Consider the following 22,062-nt stretch of genomic DNA (forward strand, 5'->3'; position numbering starts at 1 on the left):
TGAATTGCCTCCAGTGTTTTTAATTTCATCATTATTTTACTAAGTTTATTTTGAGTATTCAAACAACTAGCCTATATTATAGTGAAAAGTTAACTATTAAAATGCTAAACCACTCAATAAACGGAATTTAATATTCAACTTTTTATACATAAAACAATTATCCCCAAAGTCCAAAAAACCTTTTAAAACAACGATAAACAATAAAAACAAAAAGAACGACATTATTTTTTTGTATATTTATGTATTAAAATGGTTTTATTTTCATTTGTTTTCTGTTATACTAATCAATATCAAATTCTTATTAATAAATTATAAAAATTCAATTGAGGTGTAACTTATGAAAGAGAAAATAGTATTAGCATATTCAGGTGGTTTAGATACAAGTGTGGCAGTAAAATGGTTATTAGATAAAGGTTATGACATCGTAGCTTGTTGTTTAGATGTCGGCGAAGGTAAAGATTTAGACTTAGTACATCAAAAAGCGCTCGATATGGGTGCAATCGAATGTCATATCATTGATGCTACAGAAGAATTCAGTGAAGATTTCGTGTCATACGCAATTAAAGGTAACTTAATGTACGAAGGTACATATCCTTTAGTTTCTGCATTATCAAGACCTTTAATTTCAAAAAAATTAGTTGAAATTGCGAGCAAGACAAACGCAGTTGGTATTGCCCATGGTTGTACTGGTAAAGGTAATGACCAAGTACGTTTCGAGGTAGCAATTAAAGCCCTAGATCCAGAACTAAAAGTTTTTGCACCAGTAAGAGAATGGGCTTGGAGTCGTGAAGAAGAGATTGATTATGCAATCAAACATAATATCCCTGTTCCAATCCAACATGATTCTCCTTATTCTATCGACCAAAATTTATGGGGAAGAAGTAACGAATGTGGCATACTTGAAGATCCTTATGCTGCACCTCCAAAGGATGCATTTGACTTAACAAACGAACTTGAAGATGCACCGGATGTAGCTGATGAAATTGTACTTTCATTTGAAAAAGGTATACCAACTGCGCTAGATGGCAAACCTTATAAACTTAGCGAACTTATCTTAGAACTCAATAAACTTGCTGGTAAACATGGAATTGGTAGAATCGACCATGTTGAAAATAGACTTGTTGGTATTAAATCGAGAGAAGTTTATGAAACACCAGCTGCAGAAGTAATTGTCAATGCTCATAAAGCACTTGAAACAATTACACTTACTAAGGATGTTGCACACTTTAAACCAGTAATTGAAAAACAATTCTCAGAACAAATTTATAATGGTTTATGGTTCTCACCTTTAACAGATAGCCTAAAAATATTTGTCGATAGTACTCAAGAACATGTAACTGGCGATGTACGTCTTAAATTATATAAAGGTAACGCTACTGTTAATGGCAGAAAATCACCACATACACTTTATAATGAAAAATTGGCTACTTATACAAAAGAAGATGCATTTAATCAAGAATCAGCAGTTGGCTTTATTGATATCTTTGGCTTACCAACTAAAGTAAACTCAATGTTACATGGCGGATATAAAGATGAGCAGTAAAGCTTGGGGTGGTAGATTTAGTGAGCAACCAGAAGCATGGGTTGATGAATTTAATGCTTCTATACACTTTGATAAAACATTAATTAAATATGATGTTCAAGGTAGTATTGCTCATGCAACCATGTTAGCCAAAAAAGATATTATTTCTGATTCAGACTGCAAACAAATTATTGAAGGTTTAAATGCAATTTTAGCTGATTATGAACAAGGTAACTTATCTCTTGATGTTTCATTAGAAGATATTCATTTAAATATCGAACATGAATTAATAAAACGTATTGGTGATGCTGGCGGTAGATTACATACAGGACGTAGCAGAAACGACCAAGTTGCAACTGATATGCATTTATATACAAAAGCAGAAGTATCTCAATTAATTGATTTAATTATTTCGTTTCAACAGACAATTGTAAAAATTGCTGAGTCTCATGTAGACACAATCATGCCTGGTTATACACATCTACAAAGAGCTCAACCTATTTCATTTGCGCATCATATCTTGACGTACTATTGGATGCTAGAAAGAGACAAATCACGTTTTCAAGATAGTTTGAAACGAATTGATATCTCTCCACTTGGTGCTGCTGCGTTAAGTGGTACTACTTATCCAATAGATCGTCACGAAACGCAGTCATTGTTAGACTTCTCTGCTGTTTATGAGAATAGTATGGATGCCGTTAGCGATAGAGATTATATAGTTGAAACACTGCATAATATTTCATTAACAATGGTTCACTTGTCACGTTTTGCAGAAGAAATTATTTTCTGGTCATCTGCAGAAGCAAACTTTATTACATTATCAGATGCATTTTCAACTGGTTCATCAATTATGCCACAGAAAAAAAATCCTGATATGGCCGAACTAATCAGAGGTAAAGTTGGACGTACAACAGGTAATTTAATGAGTATGTTAATGACACTTAAAGGATTGCCTTTAGCATATAATAAAGATATGCAAGAGGATAAAGAAGGTCTATTTGATGCAGTTCATACACTAAAAGGTTCTTTACGTATCTTTGAAGGTATGATAGACACAATGACAGTAAACGTAGAGCATTTACAAGAAACTGTATACAATGACTTTTCTAATGCAACAGAACTTGCTGATTACCTAGTCAATAAAGGGGTTCCTTTCAGAAATGCTCATGAAATTGTTGGTAAAATAGTACTTTGGGCTATTCAGCATAACGTCTATTTATTAGATGTGCCTTTAGAACAATATCAAAGCGCACACGAAAGCATTGAACCAGATATCTACAGTTATTTAAAACCTGAAAATTGTATCAGCCGTAGAATAAGTCACGGTTCTACAGGACAAGAAGCTGTAAAAAAACAATTAGAAATTATAAAACAAAACTTAAATTAGAATATTTGCACGGATGCCCTATCTATAGTTATATAGGTGTATCTGTGCTTTTTTGTATGACAATTCAAACACAATATTTCTAAGTAGTGAAAACATTGTTAATGAATTCATTGATTGTATGTAATGTTTAAATTAATTTTTTATAGTTTAAATTAGAATATTGTAAATACTATTTTCAATTTAAGTTTTTTTATGTACTGTAAAAGTAAGTTCATAAAAAGGAGTGACAGCTTGTGAAAAATTCGAGTAAACTTTTGATTTCAAGTATAGCAATATTGTCTTTATCTGGTATAGGAAGCTCAACCATTACTGAAGCATCCAGTAACACCAACGGTATAAATAATCAAAATGGAAATACTTCAGTTCAAACAGTTACTGGGGATAATAAATCAGATCAACAAAATTGGATACATAATTTAACGGGCGAGAAATTCACAACAATTGCACATAGGGGTGCTAGTGGCTATGCTCCAGAACATACATTTTACTCATATGACAAAAGCCATAATGCTATAGGCGCATCATATATTGAAATTGACCTACAAATGACTAAAGACGGTCAACTAGTAGCCATGCATGATGAAACAGTAGATAGAACAACTAACGGTACCGGTCGGGTTGATCAATATACACTTGAGGAATTAAAACAACTTGATGCAGGAAGTAAATTTAATGAGCAAAATCCACAATATGCTAATTCAAATTATAAAGGTGCAAAAATACCAACATTAGACGAAATATTAGAGCGTTATGGTACTGATGCTAATTATTATATAGAAACAAAATCTCCTGATGTGTATCCTGGTATGGAAGAAAAATTATTAGATACACTTAATAAACACCAATTATTAAATGAACAGTCTCTCAAAAAAGGTCATGTCATGATTCAATCTTTTTCACAAGAAAGCTTACTTAAAATGAAAGATTTAAATTCAAATGTGCCACTTATACGATTATTAGACAAAGGCGAACTACCGAATATGACACAACAAGATTTGGATTATATTAAAGAATATGCCATCGGTGTCGGTCCTGAATATACAGATTTAACTAAGCAAAATGTTGCCAATCTTAAAGATACTGGATTCCTGGTTCATCCCTTCACCGTGAATGAAGTAGCCGACATGGAAAAACTTAATGAATATGGAATAGATGGACTATTTACGAATTATCCTGATTTATATAAGCAAGTCATAAATGAACAATAATTGATAACTTCCATTGAGCAATTTATTTATAAAATCCAAAAAAGTCCGAGACATCTGTTGATGTCTCGGACTTTAAACTTACTACTATTATTCAAATATTTATTTATGCCCATCCACGGTAACGTGCTGCCTCTGCAGTACGCTTGATACCAACTATATAAGCTGCTAAACGCATATCAATCTTTCTGTTTTGAGCTAATTCATATATTGTGTCAAATGCAGTTGTAAGTTTTTCACGTAGTTTCGTGTTTACCTCTTCTTCAGTCCAATAATAACCTTGGTTATTTTGTACCCATTCGAAATAAGAAACCGTTACACCGCCGGCACTAGCCAATACATCTGGTACTAGTAGTTTACCACGTTCAGTTAAGATACGTGTACCTTCTGGTGTCGTTGGTCCATTTGCCGCTTCAACCACAATATCGGCTTTAATGTCATTTGCATTTTCTTCAGTAATTTGATTTGCAATTGCTGCCGGCACAAGAATGTCGCAGTCAATTTCAAACAACTCTTTATTAGAAATTGTTTCATCAAATAAATTAGTCACAGTTCCAAAGCTATCTCTTCTATCTAAAAGATAATCAATATCTAATCCTTCTGGATCATGTAAAGCACCATAAGCATCTGAAATACCAACAATTGTTGCTCCCATATCATACAAGAATTTCGCTAAGAAACTACCCGCGTTACCAAATCCTTGAATAACAATACGAGAACCTTTAAGTTCTAAACCTCTTCTTTGTGCAGCTTGTTCAATAGCAATAACAACACCTAATGCAGTCGCGCGGTCACGTCCTTGCGAACCACCTAACACGATTGGTTTACCAGTGATAAATCCTGGTGAATTGAATTTATCTAATGAACTATATTCATCCATCATCCATGCCATAATTTGAGAGTTTGTAAATACGTCTGGCGCTGGAATATCTTTTGTTGGTCCAACGAATTGAGAAATTGAACGCACATACCCACGAGATAAACGTTCTACTTCGTGAATACTCATTTGACGTGGATCACAAATGATACCACCTTTACCACCACCATATGGTAAATCAACAATGCCACATTTCAATGTCATCCACATTGATAATGCTTTAACTTCTTCTTCGTCCACATCTGGATGGAAACGTACGCCACCTTTTGTAGGTCCAACAGCATCATTGTGCTGTGCACGATAACCAGTAAAAGTTTGAACAGTACCATCGTCCATGCGCACAGGAATTCTAACTTGAAGGAATCTTAAAGGTTCCTTTACTAAATCATACATCCCATCATCAAATCCCAGTTTGTGCAATGCTTCTTTAATAATTTGTTGCGTCGAAGTAACTAAATTATTATTCTCAGTCATGATTCATTTCGCCTCTTTTTCGTTACTAATGATTTCGCTTTCATGATAATTGTAACATAAGATTTTCCTTTTTAAAGGGTTTTCAAAACATATATTACAGAACTGTGAATTTACTCAAAAACGCTTCTAATTTTGTCTAATGCAAAGTCTAATTCTTCTTTAGAAATAATAAGTGGCGGTGCAAATCTAATGACCGTATCATGCGTTTCTTTACATAATAAACCTTTTTCTTTTAATGATTCACAATAAGGTCTCGCTTCCTCATTTAATTCAACCCCAATAAACAAGCCACGTCCGCGTACCTCTTTAATTGATGGATGGTTTATTTTTTCTAATTCTTCTTTGAAATAGTTACCTAATTCCAATGAACGCCCTGGTAGATCTTCGTCAATTATTACATCTAATGCTGCGTTTGAAACCGCACAAGCAAGTGGATTACCACCAAAAGTAGAACCGTGAGATCCTGGTGAGAACACACCAAGTACTTCTTCGTCAGCTAATACTACAGATATTGGTAATACGCCACCACCTAATGCTTTACCTAAAATGTATACATCTGGTTTAACGTCATCCCAGTCCGTAGCAAATAATTTACCTGAGCGTCCTAAGCCAGCTTGGATTTCATCAGCAATAAACAATACGTTATGTTCATCACATAGAGCTCTTATTTCTTTTAAATAACCTTCAGGTGGAACATTAATACCCGCTTCCCCTTGTATTGGTTCAATTAAAATTGCTGCTGTATTTTCAGTAATAGCATTTTTAACAGCTTCAATATCGCCAAAATCTACTTTACGGAACCCATCTAATAATGGACCATAACCGCGTTGATATTCTGGTTCTGATGATAAAGATACAGGTGCCATTGTACGACCGTGGAAGTTACCATTGAAAGCAATAACCTCTGCTTTATCTGGGTCTATTTTTTTAACATCGTAAGCCCAACGACGAGCTGCTTTTAAAGCCGTTTCAACTGCTTCAGCACCCGTGTTCATTGGTAAAGCTTTAGCTTTTCCTGAAAGCTTACAAATTTTTTCATACCATTCACCTAGATTTTCACTATGAAATGCACGTGAAACTAAAGTAACTTTATCCGCTTGGTCTTTCAATGCTTGAATAATCTTTGGATGTCTATGACCTTGGTTTACAGCTGAATATGCTGACAACATATCCATGTATTTGTTACCTTCTGGGTCTTTAACCCAAACACCTTCAGCTTCCGATATAACGATAGGAAGCGGCACATAGTTTTGCGCTCCATAATGATTTGTTACTTCAATGATTTCTTCTGATCTTGACATGATATCTCCCCTTTGTAAAAATTTAAGAGTAAAAAGACTCTTAAGTAATACTCATTCAATAGCATAACGTATTTAGCGATTAACTGAAACCATTTTCTAAAACTGCTTAAGTTTCATGTTACAAACGCCGTCAAATCAGTTAAATTAACGTAAATAATATAATGAGTAAGCACCAATTTTCCAGTGTAAACCCTTACATATATAATGCCACATTTACCAATACTAATACAAGACTATATTAACATTTTAAAAATTAATTATATTTTATTAGTATTGCGCTAAATCGCATATTTAATCACAGACTTCACCGTTCTATTTATAAACTTTACTTTTACAAATAGAACGATGAAGTTAGAAATATTTTATAACGTTATATAGTAATCGAGGCCGAAACATCAACTAAATGTTTCGGCCTCGATTACTATGACAAATATTCTATTTATTATCTGTTCTTGGTAATGGATAAAATCCTTTATTGAATTGTTCCCAAAGTTTAGGTGGTAAATGATGTCTATCTTCTCTATTTGGATCGAAGTGTGAAATAATTTCATCTTCTTTACCATCTTTAATTTTGCTTATAAAGTTATGGTCTAATAATATTTCTCTGCCTAATGCAACAAGTTCAACGTTAGTAGATTCAATCGCTTCAAGAGCTTGTTCCGCAGTAAAAATAGAACCAATACCTACTAAAGGCATACGACCATCAATCCACTCTAATAACAATTTAATACGTTCTTGCCCTTTATATTTACCTTCACGCGTTTCTGAATGTATATCCATTAGAGAAACATGTAAATAGTCTAAAGGTTTATCAATTAAGTGTTTAACTAATGATTCTGTAATTTCCATGCTTATACCAGGTGATTCTGCTTCTTCAGGTGAAAATCTATAACCAACAATAAAATCTTCATTACCATGTTGTTGTACTGTTTCTGTTACTTCATCAACAACGTTTAATGCAAATTTCAAACGATCTTTGCCCCACTCATCTTCACGACGATTATAATAAGGTGAAACAAATTGATGAATTAAGTAGTGATTTGCACCATGGATTTCGACACCATCGAATCCAGCTTCTATAACTCTACGAGTCGCTTCTCCGAAAGCTTTAATTGATTGTTTAATTTCATCTTCAGTAATTTCACGTGCGTGATGTTCTTCTTGCTCACCAAAACTTTTTAGTGAAATTGGTGTTGGTGCAGCTACATCTCCATTTGGTGTTAAATTTGGTAATGATTGTGCCCCACCATGATGAATTTGAACGACAGCTTTTGCGCCGTTTTTCTTCATAGCTTGAGCTAAGCGTTTTAAGCCATCAATATTTGAATCATGTGCTACTGATGGTTGGCCAGGAAATGCTTTGCCTAAATCCGTAACATTACTAGCTGCTGAAATAGCTAAGCCAACATCTTTCGAACGTTGTTCCATATAAACAACTTCTTCATTTGAAATAGATCCGTCGTCATTTGATGAAACATGCGTAAGTGGTGCTAAAACAAATCTATTATCTAAAACAACTTTATTAGGTAATGTTAATTTTTCAAAAAGTGGTTGGAACTTTTTATTCATTTTACTTTTCCTCCTATGCGTTAAAACATTCGAAAATTATAAAAACACTTATAGTTTGTAGTGCTTTTATAATTCTAACTATAATAATCTGATAGATAAATAAATATGCTCACGCATATATCATTGCGTTTTTTCCAAATTCATTTTCTAAATAGTTATTTCTTTTATGCATTTGGTATACCCATAATATAAATAAAGATTTCCCTCTAAAAAGCATGGCCCATTGCTAGGACAATATAAGCCTACTAAAAAACAACATTATTAATTCCTGACGCTCTAAAAAGTTACGCTTTAGTTCGTCTCATATGAAAAAAATTAACTTCTTAATCTAACAATACTTAGACTAATCGAAGTTGTCCAATAAAGTGTTAACGGTCCAAACATAACCACTAAAAATCACACTATAAAACACTTAAGGCTGAGACATAAATTTATGTCTCAGCCTTAAGAAAAGATGACTTTATTCATCTTTGATCGCATTTTTGGACTGTTTAATCCAAACCGGTAAGCGTTCTTTAATTGTTTGAAACCCATATCTTTCGGTTTCTTTAATTTCATCTAATACTGATTGCTTTTCTTTCTTACGCTCATAATTTTTAAAATAGTCATTATCTTTTAATGAAAGGTTTAATTTCCCTTCATCATCAATTGAAATTACTTTCGCTCTTACAATTTGTCCTTCTGATAAAAACTTTTTCAAATTATGGACGTAATCATCCATAATCTCAGAAATATGGATTAATCCTTCAGCATTGTCAGGGGTTTCTACAAAAGCGCCATACGGTTGAATACCAGTCACACGAACTTTAATATGTTGACCTACTTTATAGTGATTATTCAACGTGATAACCCCTTAATTCGTTTTACTTAACACTATTATAATAGCATACATTATAGTAAGGCACTAACATAAACACAGAAAAATTTCACATTTTACATTTTTATGTTGCTAAAACTATTACTAAATACAGCGTATAAACGCTCGATATTGTATTTTATAGAATTACTTAATAAATTATGACTTCTTAATTAGCTAATACTAATTATATTTACTTATATTAAAATTGTTAGTTAAATATTCCAGCTTTTATAAAAATCCTATTTCTTCCTATTCAAAATAAGTTCCAGTTGGAATTTGCAACGATTCATTTTTAACTATTTCATTCCGCATCATTTTAAAACATCTCTAAAAAAGGAGAAGAGTAAAAATCAACATCAAATTGATTTCTAAGCTCTTCTCCTATAGTTTAGATTAAATAATTAATCAGCTTATTCGTACTGAAATTAGATATTTATCTAGAGATTCATATATTCTGTTAATTATTCAACAATATCAATTGAGTCAATTGTAATATCATATAATGGCTTGTCTTGTGGACCTACTTTTGTATTAGCAATGTCCTCTAATGTAGTTTTACCTTCAATTAATTGACCAAATACAGTATGTTTTTGATCTAACCAAGGGGTACCACCAGTTTCGCCATAAGCTTTTACAATCGGTTCTGGCCAACCTCCGTCAGCTAATTGACTAAGCATTGATTCTGGCACTTCATTCATTTGAACAATGAAGAATTGAGAACCATTTGTATTTGGTCCTGCATTTGCCATTGAAAGTGCTCCGTAGATATTAAACGCTTCTCTTGAAAATTCATCTTCAAAAGGTCCACCATAAATACTTTCGCCGCCCATACCTGTAGCAGTTGGGTCTCCACCTTGTACCATAAAGTCATTAATTACACGATGGAAAGTAACACCATTATAATAACCATTTTTAGCATGTGTAACAAAGTTTTCTACTGTTTTTGGTGCAACATCTGGTAATAATTTAAAAGTCATGTCTCCCTTGTTTGTATGCATTACCATTTTAATTTCATTGTCATTTATTTCTGTGTTCAACTGAGGATAGTTCGTCATTTTTATTCTCCATTTCATGTTAAGATGATATATGTATTCTAACACAAAAGAAGGGATGTATTGAATTATGTTATACCGTTTTTCACATAAAACTGGCAGTTATGGCGTAACAATTAAGGAAGAAAATGAAAATAGCGTTCTCGTTCAAGTTGAACAAGTGATTAATCACCCTAAACAAGGTGATTTACACAATCCCACAGAAACTGAAAATGTGTTTTTCCATGAACGTAAAGCACTTAGTCATTATGAAAAGCGCTATACTACAAAGTCACACCTTAGAGAGTTCAATGCAGAAATTATGCCTTACACTGAATCATTACAGCGTGCGATATCAAAATTAGAAGCTCAATTAAAAGGTCAAGATACATTGCACGCAACTATGTCACTCGACAATTTACAAAGATTAAAACATGATTATTCCATTCAATATAAACAAAATTTTGAATAAAAATACCGTGTTTCTTCTTATTTAATAAAACATCTAACACAAGTGTTTCAAGGCTTCCTGACGTTTTTCAGAATAGTCTACTTCATGTATAATGGTTTTATAATACATTTTTAAAGGAGGATAAAATAATGAGTTTGTTACATATATCGGTACTTTTACCGTTCGTTTTCGCACTCATTATTCCAATTGTATATCGTTTTTATAAACGCATACATTTAGGATGGTTTGTGTTACCTATCCCCGTCGTCTTATTTATATATTTCCTATCATATATTTCGACAACCATGTCAGGAAATAACATAATGCAAAAAGCCAATTGGATGCCTCACTTCGGTATGAATTTCAATTTATACGTTGACGGTTTAGGCTTATTATTTAGTTTGTTAATAACTGGCATAGGTAGTTTAATTATACTTTATTCTATAAGTTATTTAAGTCGACAAGAGCAACTGGGAAATTTTTATTGTTATCTATTGCTCTTTATGGGTGCTATGTTAGGTGTTGTATTATCAGATAATTTAATTATCTTATATTTATTTTGGGAATTAACTTCATTTTCTAGTTTCTTGCTCATCTCATTTTGGCGTGATAAGCAAGCATCTATATATGGTGCTCAAAAATCCATGCTCGTTACGGTATTCGGAGGGTTATCGCTTTTAGGCGGTATTATATTACTTTCAATTGCCGGTGGGACAACAAGTATTCAAGAATTAATTCAGAATGTTTCTGAAATTCAAACTAGTCCATTTTTTATTCTTTCAATGATTTTAGTTTTAATTGGGGCTATTACTAAATCGGCGCAATTTCCTTTTTACATATGGTTACCAGATGCTATGGAAGCACCAACACCAGTAAGTGCTTACTTACACTCAGCAACAATGGTTAAAGCTGGTCTTTATTTAGTTGCCCGAGTGACACCAATTTTCGCTGTTTCACAAGGTTGGATTTGGTCAGTAACTTTGATTGGTTTAATAACATTATTATGGGCATCGTTTAATGCCACAAAACAACAAGATTTAAAAGGTATTTTAGCGTTTTCTACTGTTTCACAATTAGGTATGATCATGTCTATGTTAGGTATCGGAGCAGTTAGCTATCATTTTGAAGGCTCTGAAAGTCAACTTTATGTTGCTGCATTTACTGCTGCTGTTTTTCACTTAATTAATCATGCCACTTTTAAAGGCGCATTATTTATGGTAACTGGGGCAATCGACCACTCAACAGGCACACGTGATGTAAATAAATTAGGCGGATTATTAACTATCATGCCGATTTCATTTACGATTACAATCATTACTTCATTAAGTATGGCTGGTATACCGCCATTTAATGGATTTTTATCTAAAGAGTCATTTTTAGAAAGCATGATTGAAATTACAAATGCTAATATATTTAGTTTAAATACGCTTGGCGTATTAATTCCTATTATCGCAATTATTGGTAGTGTATTTACATTTGTTTATTCTGTCAGATTTATTGGTCAAATCTTTTTAGGTAGTCATAAGGCTGAAGAATTACCTAAAAAAGCTCATGAAGTATCTATACTCATGCTAATTTCACCAGCGATTTTAGCTGTATTAGTTATTGTATTCGGTTTCTTCCCATCAATATTAACTGGCACAATCATTGACCCTGCAGTAAATGCAATTAGCCAAACAACTGGTACAACTGCAGAATTTCATATGTTCCATGGCTTTACGCCAGCATTCTTCTCAACATTAGTTATTTATGTTGTAGGTATTTTGCTCATATTTACTTTTGGTTATTGGATTCGTTTATTGCATTTACAACCTACCAAACTCACATTAAATTATTGGTATGATAAATTTGGTAAAGTTATGCCGAATTACTCAGGTAAATTTACCGACTCTTATGTCACTGGATTTACGCGTAATAACTTAATTATTATCTTCGCTTCATTGATAGTAATTACGTTAGTAACGCTTTTAGTTACACCATTTAATATTGACTTTAAAGATGTCAGTGCTGTACGTCCATTTGAATTAATCATTGTAGTATTGATTATTACCGCTGCTTCTATGATTATATTTGCTAAATCTAGATTATTTAGCATTATCATGGCAAGCGCTGTAGGTTATTCTGTTGCCATATTCTTTATTTTCTTTGGTGCACCAGATTTAGCTCTTACACAATTTGTAGTTGAATCTATCTCAACTGCATTGTTCTTATTATGTTTCTATCACTTACCTAATTTAAATAGACATAAAGAAACACGTTCTTTTAAATTATTAAATATTGTTATTGCAGTCTGTGCGGGTATCGTAGTAACTGTACTTGGTTTAATTGCTTATGGTAATAGACATTTCGGCTCTATTGCTGAATTTTATAAATCAAATGTTTATGACTTAGCCCATGGTACCAACATGGTTAACGTTATCCTTGTTGACTTCCGTGGTACCGATACTTTATTTGAATCTGCAGTACTTGGTATTGCCGGTTTAGGTGTGTATACAATGATTAAATTACGTACAAATAATAATAAAAATGATGAAGGAGGTAAAAACGTTGAACAGACAGAAAAATAATTTAATCTTTCAATATTCAGCTGTTGTTATCTTCTTTCTCATCGTGATGTTTGGACTATATTTATTTTTAGCCGGACATTATACACCAGGTGGTGGTTTCGTAGGAGGTTTATTACTTTCTAGTGCACTCGTGATTATTACAGTAGCTTTTGATATAAAAACGATGCGTAAAATTTTCCCTTGGGACTTTAAAAAATTAATCGGTATTGGCTTTTTCTTTTGTCTAGCTACGCCGATGGCAAGTTGGTTTTATCATAAGAACTTTTTCACACATACACCATTTGAAATTCCACTAATAATTTTAAAACCAATGGAAATGCATACTGCTACATTTTTTGATTTGGGTGTATTATGCGCAGTTGTAGGTACAATAATGACTATAATATTAGCGATTGGAGAGAATGAGTAATGGAAATAGTTATGATTTTTGTTTGTGGTATTCTCACTGCGATGAGCGTTTATCTCATTCTTTCTAAAAGTTTGATACGTATCATTATTGGGACTACTTTACAAACACACACAGCCAATTTATTTTTAATTACTATGGGCGGTCTTAAAAAAGGTGAAGTGCCTATTTATGAAAAAGGAATCACTTCATATGTAGATCCAATTCCACAGGCTTTAATACTTACAGCTATAGTAATTTCGTTTTCTGTAACAGCATTTTTCTTAGTGTTAGCTTTTAGAAGTTATAAAGAATTAGGCACAGACAACGTAGAAAGTATGAAAGGAGTGCTGGACAATGATAGAGAGTAATCTCATTATTTCATTACTCGTCATACCAATGATTACTATTATCGCACTCATATTCATTGGTAAGCGCCCTAGGATAAAGCGCTACGTTGCCTTATCAGGTACAGCTATTACATTGATTTTTGCAATTATCAATTTCCAAAATGTGCTTAGAGATGGCCCTATTATATTAGAATTAGGTTCATGGGAAGCACCTTATAGTATTGTCTTTGTCCTTGATATATTCAGTGCCTTACTTGTCATCACAAGTTTGATTATAACGATGTTAATCATCCTTTATTCCTATCAATCAGTAGGCATAGAGCGCGAAACATACTACTATTATTTCGCAGTAATGTTTATGGTTACAGGTATAATTGGGTCGTTTATTACTGGAGATATATTCAACTTATTTGTATTCTTTGAAGTGTTCCTTTTAGCTTCATATATCTTGTTAGTTATAGGCGGAACTAAAATACAATTAAGCGAAACTATTAAATACGTACTTATCAACGTAACTTCATCAGCATTCTTTGTTATAGCTGTAGCTATGCTCTACTCTGTAGTCGGGACTTTGAATTTAGCTGATATTAGTGAAAAGTTAAGTCAACTACCTGCTGAAGATAACGGTATAATAACAATCATATTTATCATGTTTATCTTTGTTTTTGCAACTAAAGCTGGTGCATTCCCAATGTATATTTGGTTGCCAGGTGCATATTATGCCCCACCGATTGCAATTATTGCATTCTTTGGTGCTTTGCTAACAAAAGTAGGCGTATATGCCATTGCAAGAACAGCTAGTTTATTCTTTAATGATTCATCGGACTTTTCATTTTATACAATATTGTTCCTAGCATTACTTACTATTATTTTCGGTTGTGTCGGCGCTGTTAGCTATTTTGATACTAAAAAAATCATACTTTATAACATTGTAATTGCTGTAGGCGTTATCCTAGTTGGTATTGCGATGATGAATCAATCAGGTATGATGGGTGCGATTTACTATACACTACATGATATGTTAGTAAAAGCAGCACTATTCTTCCTAATTGGTGTTATGTATAAAATTACGAAAACACATGATTTACGTAAATATGGTGGTCTTATTAAAGATTATCCTGTTTTAGGATGGACGTTCTTCATCGCTGCACTAAGTCTTGCAGGCATACCGCCACTAAGCGGCTTTTATGGTAAATTTTATATCGTACAAGCTACATTTGAAAAAGGATTTTACTTAAGCGGTATTGTTGTTTTACTATCAAGTTTAGTAGTTCTTTATTCTGTTATTCGTATTTTCTTATTAGGCTTTTTCGGAAAATCTGAAGGTTATCAAGTAAATCCTAAGTTGCAGTATAAAGGAATACTTACAATATCAATCATTTCAGTCATTATCACAGTTGTTTTCGGACTTTCTGCAGATTGGTTGCAACCAATTATTAAAGATGCTGCTGAGACATTCTACAATCCTAGTATCTATAGAGACGCAGTATTGGGAGGTAAATAATATGGCAGTTCAAATATTAGTAAATTTGATGCTTTCTGTATTTTGGTTATTCGTCACAGGCAGTTATACATTTAATAACTTTATTTTAGGTTACTTATTCGCACTTTTATTAGTTTATTTAATGCGCGATGTATTACCTGGTAGATTTTATATCATCACTGTCTACAAAATTGTGAAACTATTCTTAGTGTTTTTAATAGAACTAGTAAAAGCAAATATAGATGTTATACGTATTGTAATTAAACCCAAGATTGATAATGAGCCGGCCTTCTTCACGTACCATACAGATTTAAAAAGTGACTGGCAAATCGCATTATTATCTAATTTAATCACACTAACGCCAGGCACAATTGTATTAGGTATTAGTGATGATCGTACAAAAATATATATACACAGTATCGATTTCACTACAAAAGAAGAAGAAGTAGATAGTATCAAATCATCCCTTGAAAAAGTGGTCAGAGAGGTAGGCGAAAATTAATGAACTATAATATTATATTAATCATTGCGCTAGTTATTGTAGCTTTATCAATGCTAGGCATGCTTGTTCGTGTAATTATCGGCCCTTCTCTCGCTGACAGGGTCGTCGCACTTGATGCAATGGGTATTCAACTCATGGCTATTGTTGCACTATTTAGTATTTTCTTAGGTACAAAGTATATGATTGTGGCCATTTTATTGATAGGTATTTTAGCTTTTCTTGGTACGGCAGTATTTGCCAAATATATGGATAAAGGTAAGGTGATTGAAAATGATAACGACGATCGTCATTAGTATTGCACTTATCTTGGTCATTTTAGGCTCACTTATCAGTGCCCTAGCGGCTATTGGTCTATTACGCTTGGACGATGTATACGCTAGAGCTCACGCAGCCGGTAAAGCTGCAACACTAGGCTCAATGCTATTAATTAGTGGTGTGTTCTTATATTTTATTGGTCGAGAAGGTTATGTGAATATGCAATTACTTGTGGGTATTTTGTTTATTTTAATTACTGGACCTTTAGCAAGTCATTTAATTATCAAATCAGCGTATAATTTACAAACGCCTGCTTCAAAAAGAACGAAGCATGATGAAATTAAAGAAGATTTAAAAGATACAAAATTATAAAAGCAGCTTACTTGGATTTAGTTAAGAACAATTTCTCCTAGTGCTGTTTATAAATTATTTGTGGGAGAGAGATATGTCTCTCCCACTTTTTGTTTACTATACATTTCATAATTTATATACGAAATCAGTTGTTATAAAGTTTATTACATGATATATTAAATCGTAATTATTACGATTTAAATAAACAGGAGTGTTTTTATGACAACTTGGACTATTATCGGCGGTGGACTACATGCTGTAACTATCGCTATTAAGTTAAGATCTTTAGGTTTAAAGGCATCACAATTATCAATTATCGATCCAAACCCTAACTTGTGTGCTCAATTTGATAATTTCTCAAAACGTATCGACATGCCTTATTTACGTTCACCATGTGTACATCATGTTCATCCTAACCCTTTTCATTTAAATAAATATGCTAAAAAAATGCATTATACTAATGCTGCATATGGACAATATAAACGACCTAACCGAAATATGTTTATGGAGCATACACATGATTTAATTCATTCATATCATTTAAATTCATGTCATATTCAAGGATATGTCAGTGATATTAAGCAGAGCAAACAACAATGGCACGTGCAATTGAATAATAAAAACTGGATTAGTTCAGACCATGTAGTAGTTGCATTTGGTTGTAATCATGAAATATACATTCCTGAACTTTTTCAACTTCAACCTGACATTTCTCACATTTTTGAAAATGAACAAGATACTTATACCGAAACATCTCATGTCATTGGTAGTGGTATTTCTGCAGCTCACCTCACGTCAAGGCTTTTAAAAGAAAACAGTAATAATCAGATTCATTTATGGATGAATAAAGCAATAGATGTTCATGACTTTGATGCAGACCCTGGATGGCTAGGACCTAAAAACATGAAAAAATTTAGTGCTATGCAATCTTCTATTGATCGCTTAAACACAATTAAAAATGAGCGACACAAAGGTTCAATGCCAAAAGAACTAGAATTAAGACTTAAAAAGTATATTAAAGCAGGTCGTCTTAAAGTACATATTAACGAAATAACAAATATAGTTAATCACCATATTTGTACTGACACGTATTGTATACATTACGACCATATATTATTAGCTACAGGCTTTAAAGAAACGATTATGCAACAGCCTTTAATTCAACAATTAGTAACAAAATACCAAGCCCCGGTAAGTAGCTGTGGACTACCTTCAATTACACCAACGTTAGAATGGCTCCCTAATCTTTATGTTAGCGGTGGCTTGGCTGATTTGGAGCTCGGACCATTTTCACGGAATATTATGGGAGGTCGTGAAGCCTCATTAAGAATCGGTGAAGCTTTTGAACACAAACAGTACAATCAATCACAGCATTATTATAATAGCGAGGGCTTGTACACCAATCAAAGCATAGGACAATAAAGTTCTTGGACAAGTAAAAAAAGACAATTTCTATATAACTAATATAGAAATTGTCTCAGAACCTAGACAAACCTTGCGCAAATTAATGCGTAAGGTTTGTTTATTTTTATTTATATAGTTATTTTTCAAAAAGCAGTGGTCTTTCAGACCATTATTGGCCCTTTTACTAACCACATTGCTATTTTTTTTAGATTCATGGCAGCACAAATTAGCGTGGTATCCATGGAAACTTTGTCATGCCCTCTATATCTTGTCCATCGCATACCATGCTGTTCTTTTGCATCGCCAAATCTTCTCTCTATTGTTTGACTTCGCAATTTATATTGTTTTTTTACAGTATCAATAAACCTTAAATCTTCAACTATATCTAAATCGTCTTGCCAAACATGTCTTCTAATTTGTTTTATGACATCTTTATTTTCGGTACATTTACTTAATACAGGACAGTCTCGACATATTGAACCATCTGATACATATAACCTGTGTCCTGTCGGCATCGTTCTTTTGTATGATAAAATTTCATCATTAGGACAAATATAAGTATCATAATATTCATCGTAGATGAAATCTTTTGTTCTGAAAAATCCAGGTTTCCCCTTAGGTCTTGTATAGGGCATTGCTGGTACAATTGCTTTTTCAAGTAAAAAGTGGGCATTAAAAGGTGTTTTATAACCTGAGTCAATTGCTAATGTAATAGGCAACATCTGCTTTGCTTCTAGTCTTTCAATCATTGGTTTGAGTTGTGTACTATCATGAATATTACCGGGCGTCACATGCTTATCAATTATATAACCATTTTTATCCACACATGCATGTAAACTATAAGCAAATTGCTTTTCTCGTTCTCCTTTTACATAGTATCCAGCTTCTGGATCAGTTGTACTTACCTTTTTTGTTTTATATTCCTCCTTCTTTTTATTTTTTAATGGCTTTTTTCCTTGTGCTAACCTTTGTTCATTTATTTCATTGTCCAATTCTTCTTGAAAGTGGAGTGTATCTTTTTTAACAATTTCTGTAATATACTTATTTTTATTTGCATTTGCTTTAATATGGGTGGAATCAATAAATAAAGATGAGTGATCGATTAAGTTATTTTTGATAGCTATTTCGAGTATTTTCTCAAATATTTGTTCAAATAAATCCGTATCATGAAAGCGACGTGTATAGTTTTTACTAAAAGTCCCAAAATGAGGTACTTTATCTAAAAAGCTATATCCTAAATACCAACGGTAAGCTACATTTGTTTCTATTTCTTTAATTGTTTGTCTCATTGATTTGATACCAAATAGTCTTTGTATAAGTAATATTTTTACTAAAATAACTGGATCTATAGAAGGTCTACCATTATCGAGACAATATTTGTCTTCGACAAGTTCATATACAAAATTTAAATCTAATATCGTATCGACTTTACGTAATAAATGATTATTAGGGACTAATTCAGAAATAGAAATCATTTCATATTGATCTCTTTTATCAATTGATTTATTCAACATAATAAACACCACCACTGTTTAATTTATATATATTATAATATTTTTCGTATAATATTGGCAGTGATTTGGGCCGACTCCTGCGGGAAGAGCGCTAGCCGAAGACTACAGGCTAAGGCAGTGCCCGCGGAAAGCGTGCACAAAAAACTGCCAACAAAGTCGGAGACTTTGTCGACAGTCTGAGACAATTTCTATATAACTAATATAGAAATTGTCTTTTTCATTATCTTTTTAATTATAGTTAGCTAGTTGGGCTACTATTTTTCTTATATTAGGGTTTATTAATACAAAGCCCAGTTCTCTTTTAAATTTAATTATGTCACGAACCGGTATTCGAGCGAAACTCAAAAAAACTTCACAAATTCCAAAAGTAATTCAACATAATTTTTCTTTGATTATAGATTTCTTTTGTTTTTAGGACTAAAAGCTTTTGCTTGATTTAGAATTTAAAATATTTCGGTTATAATTTTTATACATTAGGTATCTCGTTAATTTAGTTTAATAGTATTTATTAAATTATATGTAAGGGGCTTATCTTTTTAAAAGTATTTTAATTTAAAATTACATATCGATATGACGTATTTGGGCGAGACACTTGAGGAAATAATTATAGGCTAAACTGTTCCCAAAGAAACCTAGCTAAGAATACGTAGTATTGCATAAAAAAAGAAGCACTCAGATGATTTAATTTAATTCATCTGGTGCTATTTTTCTGGGATTTATGCCCCAAGCTCTTTATTTATATTAATTAACGTTTTAATGGTTTTATAGCAATAGTACCTCTCATAACACAAATTAATCTATCTTTATCATCTTTAATATCAATAGACCATACCTGTGTGGTTTTTCCTTCATGAATAATCGTAGCAGTTGCAAATATAGTTCCTTCAGTAGTTGAACCTATATGATTACCATTCATTTCTAATCCAAGCGGTACATATTGTTCAGTATCAATTAAATAAGCAGCTCCCATCGAACATGCTGTTTCACCAAGTGCTAGACTCGCACCTCCGTGCAGATAGCCAAACGGCTGTTTTACATTGTCCGTCACAGGCATCGACATTACCATTAAACCACGTTCTTGTTTCACAACTTTAATATCTAACGCATCTAACATATTAGCCATTGTGTCACCTCATTTTCTTTATATACCTTTTATAGTACCATAGCAGCAATTGTTCCAAAAATAATTAATGGAATATTGTAAAATAGGAAATTAGGTATACAAGTGTCTCTAATGTGGTCATGTTGTCCATCAACATCCAATCCTGCAGTAGGACCAAGCGTAGAATCACTTGCTGGTGAGCCTGAATCCCCTAATGCACTGGCTGTACCTATTAAGGCAATTAATGCCATTGTGCTTAATCCCAAAGATTCTCCTAAAGGCACGAACAATGTAGCAATGATTGGAATAGTAGCAAATGATGAACCAATACCTAAGGTAACTACTAAACCGATTATATACATCACAATGATACTAACTAATTTGTTATCCCCTATAACTCCACTTAATCCCTCTACAAGTCTGTTAATATCTCCAGTTTCATTCATTACTCCTGCAAAACCATTAGCCGATAAAATAACTACTCCGATAAATGACATGATCTTTATACCATCAACAAATTGCTTGTCTAATTCTGTCCATTTATATGCTCTGGAAACAAAGAATACAAGCACACCTGCTAACGCACCAAAGATCATAGAGTCTGTTAATAATTGCACTAAGAATGTTGCTATAATTGAAATAACAGTAACTACAAGTACATAGGGTTTAATTTCTATTTCACTATTATCTTTAATCTCTTCATGTTGAATGTATTTTCTTGGCTTTCTATAATAAAAGATACCTGCAAGCAATCCAAAAATGTAACCTAAAGATGGAATAATCATCGCTTTCCAAATCATGTCCATTTCAATTGGATGATTTGCTTTGGTAAAACCATTCTGAATAATTTGGTGGAATATTTGACCAAATCCAAAAGGTAATAAGACATAAGGCCAACATAAACCAAATCCTATAATAATTGCTATTTGTCTTCTATCTATATTCAGTTCATTAAACAAACTAATTAACGGTGGTATTACAATAGGAATAAACGCAATATGGACGGGTATTAAGTTCTGACTCATAATGCTCATCACTAATAAAGCTAATATGATAATCACTTTCACTTTAATACGTGACATCTTGCTATTTTCAGCATGGATACCATTTATAATTTTATTCACTAAATAATCGGTAATTCCACTATAAGAAATAAGCGCTGCAAAGCCACCAAGCAATGCATAACTTAGTGCTACTTCTGCACCGTCTACAATATTCTTACCAAAAACAGACACGATATCTGAAACACTCATACCTGCAATTAATCCACCTACTAAGGCACTGATAAACAAACTGATTACTACATTTAATCTACATAAACATAAAATAATCATCAGTACCACTGCTATTACTACAGCATTTATCAAAAAGCACAACTCCTTTACCACGTTATCGAACTAAAGCATCATGAGAACTATAATATCAATAACATGAGCACTTGTCAAACACAACAAATAATTTATTCATATATTT

20 protein-coding genes are annotated in these 22,062 nt (G+C 32.8%); 12 read left to right on the top strand and 8 right to left on the bottom strand.

Features of this window, described 5'->3' with window-relative positions; translation table 11 throughout:
- Positions 1-337 precede the first annotated feature (337 nt).
- The 3 genes from ACM591_RS10770 (at position 338) to ACM591_RS10780 (ending at position 4,117) form a co-directional block, all read left to right on the top strand.
- Positions 338-1,543: an argininosuccinate synthase gene (locus ACM591_RS10770; protein WP_029379174.1), complete on the top strand. Its 1,206-nt coding sequence runs from the start codon at positions 338-340 to the stop codon at positions 1,541-1,543.
- Positions 1,533-2,909, top strand: coding sequence for an argininosuccinate lyase (gene argH / locus ACM591_RS10775; RefSeq protein ID WP_418354379.1), 1,377 nt, complete (start codon positions 1,533-1,535; stop codon positions 2,907-2,909). Before ACM591_RS10770 ends, argH begins: the two co-directional genes overlap by 11 nt.
- Positions 2,910-3,142: 233 nt before the next feature.
- Complete coding sequence (locus tag ACM591_RS10780; RefSeq protein ID WP_029379176.1) at positions 3,143-4,117, top strand: glycerophosphodiester phosphodiesterase; 975 nt, start codon at positions 3,143-3,145, stop codon at positions 4,115-4,117.
- Between the two features lie 103 nt (positions 4,118-4,220).
- On the opposite strand, the gene ACM591_RS10785 is transcribed toward ACM591_RS10780, so the two are convergent.
- The 5 genes from ACM591_RS10785 to ACM591_RS10805 form a co-directional block, all read right to left on the bottom strand.
- On the bottom strand, positions 4,221-5,465 hold the full coding sequence (locus ACM591_RS10785; RefSeq protein WP_029379177.1) for a Glu/Leu/Phe/Val family dehydrogenase: 1,245 nt from the start codon (positions 5,463-5,465) through the stop codon (positions 4,221-4,223).
- Positions 5,466-5,575: 110 nt separating this feature from the next.
- Positions 5,576-6,766: an ornithine--oxo-acid transaminase gene (locus tag ACM591_RS10790; RefSeq protein ID WP_029379178.1), complete on the bottom strand. Its 1,191-nt coding sequence runs from the start codon at positions 6,764-6,766 to the stop codon at positions 5,576-5,578.
- 435 nt (positions 6,767-7,201) lie between these two features.
- Complete coding sequence (locus tag ACM591_RS10795) at positions 7,202-8,335, bottom strand: NADH-dependent flavin oxidoreductase (protein WP_029379179.1); 1,134 nt, start codon at positions 8,333-8,335, stop codon at positions 7,202-7,204.
- Positions 8,336-8,795: 460 nt separating this feature from the next.
- On the bottom strand, positions 8,796-9,176 hold the full coding sequence (ygs, locus tag ACM591_RS10800; RefSeq protein ID WP_017722342.1) for a S1 domain-containing post-transcriptional regulator Ygs: 381 nt from the start codon (positions 9,174-9,176) through the stop codon (positions 8,796-8,798).
- A 479-nt stretch (positions 9,177-9,655) separates the two neighbouring features.
- Positions 9,656-10,249, bottom strand: a complete 594-nt coding sequence (locus ACM591_RS10805; protein ID WP_029379180.1) for a peptidylprolyl isomerase — start codon at positions 10,247-10,249, stop codon at positions 9,656-9,658.
- A gap of 67 nt (positions 10,250-10,316) precedes the next feature.
- Between ACM591_RS10805 and kapB the strand changes: the two genes are divergently transcribed.
- The 9 genes from kapB to ACM591_RS10850 all read left to right on the top strand — a co-directional run bounded on the left by kapB (position 10,317) and on the right by ACM591_RS10850 (position 17,991).
- A complete protein-coding gene (gene kapB / locus ACM591_RS10810; RefSeq protein ID WP_029379181.1) occupies positions 10,317-10,697 on the top strand; it encodes a sporulation phosphorelay system protein KapB in 381 nt (126 codons plus the stop codon).
- 128 nt (positions 10,698-10,825) lie between these two features.
- On the top strand, positions 10,826-13,243 hold the full coding sequence (locus ACM591_RS10815; protein WP_418354380.1) for a Na+/H+ antiporter subunit A: 2,418 nt from the start codon (positions 10,826-10,828) through the stop codon (positions 13,241-13,243).
- On the top strand, positions 13,224-13,652 hold the full coding sequence (locus ACM591_RS10820) for a Na(+)/H(+) antiporter subunit B (RefSeq protein ID WP_029379183.1): 429 nt from the start codon (positions 13,224-13,226) through the stop codon (positions 13,650-13,652). The genes ACM591_RS10815 and ACM591_RS10820 overlap by 20 nt, the downstream gene beginning before the upstream one ends.
- Positions 13,652-13,999, top strand: a complete 348-nt coding sequence (gene mnhC1 / locus ACM591_RS10825; protein WP_017722347.1) for a Na+/H+ antiporter Mnh1 subunit C — start codon at positions 13,652-13,654, stop codon at positions 13,997-13,999. Before ACM591_RS10820 ends, mnhC1 begins: the two co-directional genes overlap by 1 nt.
- Positions 13,986-15,482, top strand: a complete 1,497-nt coding sequence (gene mnhD1 / locus ACM591_RS10830; protein WP_042363016.1) for a Na+/H+ antiporter Mnh1 subunit D — start codon at positions 13,986-13,988, stop codon at positions 15,480-15,482. Before mnhC1 ends, mnhD1 begins: the two co-directional genes overlap by 14 nt.
- 1 nt (position 15,483) lies before the next feature.
- Complete coding sequence (locus ACM591_RS10835; protein WP_038678213.1) at positions 15,484-15,963, top strand: Na+/H+ antiporter subunit E; 480 nt, start codon at positions 15,484-15,486, stop codon at positions 15,961-15,963.
- Positions 15,963-16,256 (top strand): Na(+)/H(+) antiporter subunit F1, encoded by a 294-nt coding sequence (locus ACM591_RS10840; protein ID WP_038678212.1) that lies wholly within the window; start codon positions 15,963-15,965, stop codon positions 16,254-16,256. The genes ACM591_RS10835 and ACM591_RS10840 overlap by 1 nt, the downstream gene beginning before the upstream one ends.
- Entirely contained in the window at positions 16,234-16,590 is a 357-nt protein-coding gene (locus ACM591_RS10845; RefSeq protein WP_029379187.1) for a Na+/H+ antiporter subunit G1, read from the top strand. Before ACM591_RS10840 ends, ACM591_RS10845 begins: the two co-directional genes overlap by 23 nt.
- A gap of 198 nt (positions 16,591-16,788) precedes the next feature.
- Positions 16,789-17,991 carry an NAD(P)-binding domain-containing protein gene (locus ACM591_RS10850; protein WP_418354381.1) on the top strand — a complete coding sequence of 401 codons (1,203 nt, stop codon included), beginning with the start codon at positions 16,789-16,791 and terminating at the stop codon, positions 17,989-17,991.
- A 143-nt stretch (positions 17,992-18,134) separates the two neighbouring features.
- Here ACM591_RS10850 and ACM591_RS10855 read toward each other — a convergent pair whose 3' ends face one another.
- The 3 genes from ACM591_RS10855 to ACM591_RS10865 all read right to left on the bottom strand — a co-directional run bounded on the left by ACM591_RS10855 (position 18,135) and on the right by ACM591_RS10865 (position 21,956).
- A complete protein-coding gene (locus tag ACM591_RS10855) occupies positions 18,135-19,487 on the bottom strand; it encodes an IS1182 family transposase (protein WP_411775964.1) in 1,353 nt (450 codons plus the stop codon).
- Positions 19,488-20,232: 745 nt separating this feature from the next.
- The gene (locus ACM591_RS10860; protein ID WP_029377557.1) at positions 20,233-20,610 is read right to left on the bottom strand and encodes a hotdog fold thioesterase; all 378 of its coding nucleotides are present in this window, start codon (positions 20,608-20,610) and stop codon (positions 20,233-20,235) included.
- Positions 20,611-20,639: 29 nt separating this feature from the next.
- Positions 20,640-21,956, bottom strand: a complete 1,317-nt coding sequence (locus ACM591_RS10865; protein ID WP_029377558.1) for a Na+/H+ antiporter family protein — start codon at positions 21,954-21,956, stop codon at positions 20,640-20,642.
- Between the last annotated feature and the right edge of the window lie 106 nt (positions 21,957-22,062).

This window comes from Staphylococcus sp. Ze2 (assembly GCF_048568365.1).
Classification (GTDB): domain Bacteria; phylum Bacillota; class Bacilli; order Staphylococcales; family Staphylococcaceae; genus Staphylococcus; species Staphylococcus xylosus.